This window comes from Microbacterium sp. Cr-K20, from assembly GCF_000708325.1.
GTDB lineage: Bacteria > Actinomycetota > Actinomycetes > Actinomycetales > Microbacteriaceae > Microbacterium.
The window spans coordinates 142,376-148,913 of record NZ_JARE01000028.1; the positions used below are offsets into that span (position 1 = coordinate 142,376).

Sequence of the window (6,538 nt, forward strand, 5' to 3'; positions counted from 1 at the left end):
GCGGGAAGGGGAGGATCATGTCGCGCCAGCGCCAGGACCTGCTCCTCACCGCTCTGCTGCGCCAGGAGGGGTGGGCGACGGCTGCCAGCCTCGCCGATCTGCTCGGGGTCACGCCCCGCAGCATCCGGTCGTACGTGGCAGCGCTGAACGCACGGACCCCGGGGGCCGGCGTGATCGAATCCGGCCCGGCCGGGTATCGCGCAGGATCCGGTGCCCGCGGTGCGCTCCGGATGCGCCAGACCGGCGAGTCCGCGCCCCGCGATCGTCTGCACACGCTGGTGCGGCTGCTGCTCGACGAGCCCGCCGGGATCGACGTGTTCGACACGGCCGACGAGCTGCACGTGAGTGAGGCGACTCTCGAGGCGGACCTGGTCAGGGTGCGCAGCCTGCTCGACGGCACCGAACTCGCGCTCGAGCGGGACCGGGAGAGGGTGCGACTGCGAGGGAACGAAGCCGCCCAGCGGCGCCTGCTCAGCAGACTCGCGCACGACGAGATGGATGACGCCTCCTTCCATCCGGAGACCTTCCGGCGTGCCCTGTCGAGGTCTGCGGTGGCCGCCAGCGCGGTCGGTCCGTTCAAGACGTCACTGGTGCGGGAACTCGGCGAGCTCGGCTACTACGTGAACGAGCTCGCGATCGCTGACGTGCTGCTGCACATCGCGATCGCCGCCGAGCGGGTGGCCGCGGGGCACGCCCTCGAGTCGTCGCCGGCGGGTGCCCGGGAGGAGATCCCGCGGGTGGGTGCCGTCATCGCCCGGCTCGCCGCCGAGCACTTCGACGTGGTCCTCGGCGACGGCGACAGCGGTCACCTCGCCTCCCTGGTCCTGACCCGGATCGTCGCGCCGGGGGAGGACGCGACGAGAGAGGTCGCGCGCAGCGGTGTGGACCCGGCCGTCGAAGCCGCGGTCCGGGCGGAGATCGCCCGCGCCGCCGAAGACTTCCAGGTCGATCTCGTGGACGAGACCTTCGTCCTCCGACTCGCCCTGCACGTGCAGAACCTGCTGCGGCGGGCCGAGGAGAGCGCACTGACGCGCAACCCGCTCACCCGCTCGCTCAAGACGACGTATCCGATGATCTTCGAGGTGGCGGTCTCGATTGCGAGCGGGCTCCACGACCGCGTCGGCACACCCATCCACGACGATGAGATCGCCTACATCGCCATGCACGTCGGCGGGCGACTCGAGCGCAGTCGCAAGGCGGAGTCGATCCTGACGGCCACGATCGTCTGCCCCGGCTACCAGGAGCTGCACGAGCTGCTGCGCTCGAGCGTCGACCGCTCACTCGGCTCGGCGATCGAGGTCACGACCGTCGTCACCAACGTCGATCCCGACTGGACCTCCTTCGACACCGATCTCGTCCTGAGCACGATCGAACCGGGGGATGCGGGCGACCGATTCGTCCGCATCCAGCCGTTCCTGACGGACGCCGACGTCGACCGCATCCAGCAGGCCGCCGCACGCGTCCGCCGCGGGCGACGCCTCACCCGCCTACGCGGCGAACTCGCGCGCTACTTCCTGGCCGACGCCTACGTCTTCCCGTTGCCGGATGAGGGGGAGGAGGCGATCATCAGGCGTCTCGGTGGTCTCCTGGTGCGGGCGGGACTGATCGGCGAGGACTACGTCGAGAACACGATCGTGCGCGAGCGGATGTCGTCGACCGCCTTCACGGATGCGCTCGCGGTGCCGCACGCGCTGCAGATGACGGCGACCCGCACGGCCATCGCGATCGGTGTGGCGGACGGCTCTGCCGCGTGGGGCGGCGGACGCGTGCAGGTCGTCGCGCTCGCCGCGTTCAGCGAGAGCGATCGGGCGGCGTTCCAGACGGTTTTCGAGCAGCTGGTCGAGGTGTTCAGCGAGCGCGAGAGCGTGCAGCGCATCGTCCGCAGGGGCACCACGTTCGAGGCCTTCCTCGACGAGCTCGTCGCGGTGATCGACGGCTGATCCGCGTCTCACGCCCGAGGCGCGAGCACCTCGGCGAGCTGATCCAGCACGTCGTCCGCGGTGTCGGACGCCGCCGTCTCGAGCACGACCGCGTCACCGGACGAGATCCCGAGGTCCATGACCGCCAGCACGCTGCTCAGGTCGACGGTCGTGCCGTCGGCGGTGCGCAGGGTCACCGGGGCTCCGTGCGACTGCGCGAGTCGCACGAGCTCGGCCACCGGCCGGGCGTGCGCGCCGTTGTGCGCGCTGACGATCAGGCGTCGGGTGGGCATGCTCAGGAGCGCTCGTCGAGCAGGGCGCGCACTCCCGCCTCGAGCTCGGCCACGGCACCGCGTGCGGCTTCGGCGGAGTCCGCTCTGGCGTCGATGTAGACCTTGAGCTTCGGTTCTGTGCCGCTCGGTCGGACGATGACGCGCGAGCCGTCGCCGAGGCGATACCGCAGCACGTCGCCGGAGGGCTGTCCCGGTGCCGCCTGCAGCAGGTCTTCGGCCGACGTGATGCTGCGTCCGGCGATGTGTGTCGGCGGCAGCGAGCGCAGCGCGAGCATGACATTGCCGATGACGGCGAGATCCTCGACGCGCACCGAGACCTGGCCGCTGGCGAAGTGCCCGTACGTCTCGCCCAACTCATCGAGCAGATCGACGAGCGTGGCCCCGCGGTCTCGCGCCTCGGCGGCGAGTCCGAGCACGGCGACCGCCGCGGACACTCCGTCCTTGTCGCGCACGGTCTCGGGGTTCACGAGGTACCCGAGCGCCTCCTCGAATCCGAAGACGATGCCGGGGGCGCGGGAGATCCACTTGAATCCGGTCAGGGTCTCGTGGAAGTCGAGTCCGTGGTGAGCGGCGACGGCACCCAGTCCGGGCGACGACACGAGCGAGCAGGCGAGCGAGGCTCCGGGGGTGCCGGCCGCGGCGCGGGCGGCCCTCGCGCCGAGCAGGAGCCCGACCTCGTTGCCCGTCAGACGACGCCAGCCGTCCGCGGCGGAGTCGTCGGGAACTGCGACGGCGAGGCGGTCGGCGTCGGGGTCGTTGGCGAGGATGAAGTCCGCTTTCACACGGCGGGCCCGCGCGAAGGCGAGGTCCATCGCCCCCGGCTCCTCGGGATTCGGGAACGAGACGGTGCGGAAGGTCGCATCGGGCGTGAGCTGCTCGTCGACGACGAACGGCTGGGGGTAGCCGGCGTCCCGGACGATGCGCGACAGTGTCTCCCAGCCCACCCCGTGCATGGCGGTGTAGACCCACCGCATGCCGGAGGATCCGGCGGGTGCGGGAGCGACGGCGGCGGTGGCCGCGATGTAGGCCTCGACGACGTCCTCGCCGGCGGTCTCGTAGGCCGCGGAGCGGGGCAGCGCCGCCACGGAGCCGGTGTCGGCCGTGCGCTGGATGTGCGCGGCGATCTCGGCATCCGCGGGGGAGACGATCTGCGAGCCCTGGTCGGCGCCTCCCAGATACACCTTGTAGCCGTTGTCGTTCGGCGGGTTGTGGCTCGCGGTCACCATCACGCCGGCGTCCGCGCCGAAGTGACGGACGGCGAAGGCGAGCACGGGGGTCGGCAGCAGGCGGGGCAGCAGGATCGCGCGCAGACCGGCGCCGGCGAAGAGTTCGGCGGAGTCCGTGGCGAACACTCGGGAGTTCCGGCGACCGTCGTAGCCGATCACGACGGTCGGGGTGTGCCCGGGAACCGCCTTCTCGCGCAGGTACGCGGCGAATCCCGCGGCCGCCTGTGCCACGAGGACGCGGTTCATCCGGTTGCTCCCCGCGCCGAGCTCGCCGCGGAGGCCGGCGGTTCCGAACTCGAGGCGCGCACGGAACCGGTCGTCGAGTTCCGCGACGGCGGCGCCGTCCCCGCCGGAGGCTCGAGTGATCAGACCGGCGAGCTCGTCGCGGGTCTCGTGATCGGGGTCCTGTCGCAGCCAGGCGCGCGCCTGTGCGAGCCGCTCCTCGCTCACAGGGCCTCGACCACCCTGGCCAGGAGCGCCGAGATCACCGGTTCGGCCTCGCGGCCCGCCTCGATCACCTCGGCATGGCTGAGCGGGGTCTGCTGGATCCCGGCAGCCAGGTTCGTGATGAGGGAGAACCCGAGGATCTCCATGCCGGCCTCGCGGGCGGCGATCGCCTCGAGAGCGGTCGACATGCCGACGATGTGTCCGCCGATGTGCTTCGCCATCTGCACCTCGGCAGGGGTCTCGTAGTGCGGGCCGCGGAACTGGGTGTACACGCCCTCGTCGAGCATCGGGTCGATGCTGCGCGCGATGTCGCGGAGGCGCTTCGCGTACAGGTCCGTCAGGTCGACGAAGGTCGCTCCCTCGAGCGGGGAGTCGGCGGTGAGGTTGATGTGGTCGCTGATCAGCACCGGCTGGCCGGGTGTCCACGTCTCGCGGATGCCTCCGGCGCCGTTCGTGAGCACCATGATCTTGGCCCCCGTGGCGGCGGCGGTGCGGACGCTGTGCACGACGCGACGGACGCCGTGGGCCTCGTAGTAATGGGTGCGGGCGCCGATCACGAGGACGTTCTTGCCCCCGGGCGTGCGGATGCTGCGGAGCGTGCCGACGTGTCCCTCCAGCGCGGGCTTCGAGAACCCGGTCACCTCGGTGGCGGGGATCGTCGCGACGGTCTCGCCGATGATGTCGGCGGCCTTGCCCCAGCCGCTGCCGAGGGTGAGGGCGATGTCGTGATTCTCGACTCCGGTCAGACGCGCGATGTCGGCGGCGGCCTGGGCGGCGACCTCGAACGGGTTCGCGGTCGGGTCATCGAGAGGATTGCTGTGCGTTTCGGGCATGGATCCACTCTAGGAAGGTGCAGGCTCCGGGGCCAGGATTGCGGAAGAATGGGTTGCATGTCTTCCACCACTTTCGAGCGCACTCAGCGCGTCGCCGTCCTCGGCGGCGGTCCCGGCGGTTACGAGGCGGCTCTCGCGGCCGCTCAGCTCGGGGCGGAGGTGACCCTGGTCGAGCGGGTGGGAGTCGGCGGATCGGCCGTCCTCACCGACGTCGTGCCCTCCAAGAGCCTGATCGCGACGGCTGATGCCGCGGTGGCCATCTCCGAGGCGAGCGACCTCGGGGTGAACTTCTACGCGAAGGGGGAGAACGGCAAGCCGCTCAAGCCCGAGATCGCGATCAACCTCGCCGCCGTCAACAAGCGTCTCATCGCGCTCGCCGGGCAGCAGTCCGAGGATATGCGGGCGACTCTGCTCGAAGCCGGCGTCCGGATCCTCTCCGGGCACGGGCGCCTCGAGGGTCCCACCGCGATCGTGGTGTCGACGGGCGAGAAGGGCACCGACTTCGACCGCGTCGAGGCCGACACCATCGTCGTGGCCGTGGGGGCGTCGCCCCGTGAGCTCGATTCCGCGAAGCCCGACGGCAAGCGCATCCTCACGTGGACGCAGCTGTACGACATGAAAGCGCTGCCGGAACACCTCATCGTCGTGGGCTCCGGCGTGACCGGCGCGGAGTTCGCCTCCGCCTACATGAACCTCGGCGCCAAGGTCACGCTCATCTCCAGCCGCGAGCAGGTGCTTCCCGGTGAGGACAAGGATGCGGCGAGCGTCCTGGAGAAGGTGTTCAAGCGCGGCGGGATGCAGGTGCTCTCGAAGTCCCGTGCCGACAAGGTCGAGGCCACGAAGGAGGGCGTGACCGTCACGCTGTCCGACGGTCGCACGGTCGAGGGGAGCCACTGCCTCATGGCGGTGGGCTCGATCCCGAACACCGCGGGGATCGGCCTGGAGGAGGCCGGTGTCGAGCTCGACGACTCGGGTCACGTGCGGGTGAACAAGGTCGCGCGCACCTCGGTGCCCAACGTCTACGCGGTCGGGGACTGCACGAACTTCTTCCCGCTCGCCTCGGTCGCATCCATGCAGGGGCGCACGGCCGTCTTCCACGCGCTCGGTGACATCGTGATCCCGCTGGAACTCATCAAGATCACCTCGAACATCTTCACCGCTCCGGAGATCGCGACGGTCGGATACGGGGTGAAGGACGTCGAGGACGGCGTCGCGGACGGCATGGTCTACAAGCTCCCGCTCGCGGCCAACCCCCGCGCCAAGATGATGGGCATCAAGGACGGCTTCGTCAAGCTCATCGCCCGCAAGGGATCCGGCACCGTCATCGGCGGCGTGATCGTGGCCCCGAAGGCCTCCGAGCTGATCTATCCGATCGCTGTGGCGGTCGAGCGTCGCCTCACGGTCGACCAGGTCTCGCGGGTGTTCGCGGCATACCCGTCGCTCTCGAGCAGCATCACCGATGCCAGCCGGGCGATGCACCTCGTGAACATCTCCTGAGACACCGGACGACGAGAAAGGCGCCCCACCTCGGTGGGGCGCCTTTCTCGTAGGCGGGGGTAGGCGGGGATCAGCTGATCGTGAGCAGCTGGTGTCCGGCGGAGACCGTCAAACCGGCATCCGCGTTGATGTTGCCGATGATGCCGTCCTTGTGCGCCTGCAGCGGCTGCTCCATCTTCATCGCCTCGAGCACGACGACGAGATCGCCCTTGACGACCTGCTGACCGTCTTCGACGGCGATCTTGACGACCGTGGCCTGCATGGGCGACTTCACCGCGTCGCCGGATGCGCCCGCGTTGGCCGTGGTGGCGTGGCTGCGCCGC

Annotated in this window: 6 protein-coding genes; 2 read left to right on the plus strand and 4 right to left on the minus strand. The window is 70.3% G+C overall.

The features are described from left to right. The first annotated feature begins 17 nt into the window (after positions 1-17). On the plus strand, positions 18-1,940 hold the full coding sequence (locus GZ67_RS0105225; protein WP_029262536.1) for a BglG family transcription antiterminator: 1,923 nt from the start codon (positions 18-20) through the stop codon (positions 1,938-1,940). An 8-nt stretch (positions 1,941-1,948) separates the two neighbouring features. Here GZ67_RS0105225 and GZ67_RS0105230 read toward each other — a convergent pair whose 3' ends face one another. Genes GZ67_RS0105230 through GZ67_RS0105240 form a run of 3 tightly spaced genes read right to left on the minus strand, consistent with a single transcriptional unit; the run spans position 1,949 to position 4,718 of the window. After that, the gene (locus GZ67_RS0105230; RefSeq protein ID WP_029262535.1) at positions 1,949-2,212 is read right to left on the minus strand and encodes an HPr family phosphocarrier protein; all 264 of its coding nucleotides are present in this window, start codon (positions 2,210-2,212) and stop codon (positions 1,949-1,951) included. 2 nt (positions 2,213-2,214) lie between these two features. Beyond that, positions 2,215-3,888, minus strand: a complete 1,674-nt coding sequence (locus GZ67_RS0105235) for a phospho-sugar mutase (protein WP_029262534.1) — start codon at positions 3,886-3,888, stop codon at positions 2,215-2,217. After that, a complete protein-coding gene (locus tag GZ67_RS0105240; RefSeq protein ID WP_029262533.1) occupies positions 3,885-4,718 on the minus strand; it encodes a purine-nucleoside phosphorylase in 834 nt (277 codons plus the stop codon). The genes GZ67_RS0105235 and GZ67_RS0105240 overlap by 4 nt, the downstream gene beginning before the upstream one ends. Positions 4,719-4,766: 48 nt before the next feature. On the opposite strand from GZ67_RS0105240, the gene GZ67_RS0105245 reads away from it, so the two are divergent. Next, positions 4,767-6,215, plus strand: a complete 1,449-nt coding sequence (locus GZ67_RS0105245) for an NAD(P)H-quinone dehydrogenase (protein WP_029262532.1) — start codon at positions 4,767-4,769, stop codon at positions 6,213-6,215. A 70-nt stretch (positions 6,216-6,285) separates the two neighbouring features. Here the strand turns inward: GZ67_RS0105245 and GZ67_RS0105250 are convergent. Continuing rightward, the coding region (locus GZ67_RS0105250; RefSeq protein ID WP_029273792.1) for an acetyl-CoA carboxylase biotin carboxyl carrier protein subunit at positions 6,286-6,538 on the minus strand (253 nt) is incomplete at its 5' end.

What these genes read in the sequence shown, in the direction of transcription:
- GZ67_RS0105225 (WP_029262536.1), top strand. Translation starts at nt 18, where the DNA reads ATGTCGCGCCAGCGCCAGGACCTGCTCCTCACCGCTCTGCTGCGCCAG.
- GZ67_RS0105230 (WP_029262535.1), bottom strand. Translation starts at nt 2,212, where the DNA reads ATGCCCACCCGACGCCTGATCGTCAGCGCGCACAACGGCGCGCACGCC.
- GZ67_RS0105240 (WP_029262533.1), bottom strand. Translation starts at nt 4,718, where the DNA reads ATGCCCGAAACGCACAGCAATCCTCTCGATGACCCGACCGCGAACCCG.
- GZ67_RS0105245 (WP_029262532.1), top strand. Translation starts at nt 4,767, where the DNA reads ATGGGTTGCATGTCTTCCACCACTTTCGAGCGCACTCAGCGCGTCGCC.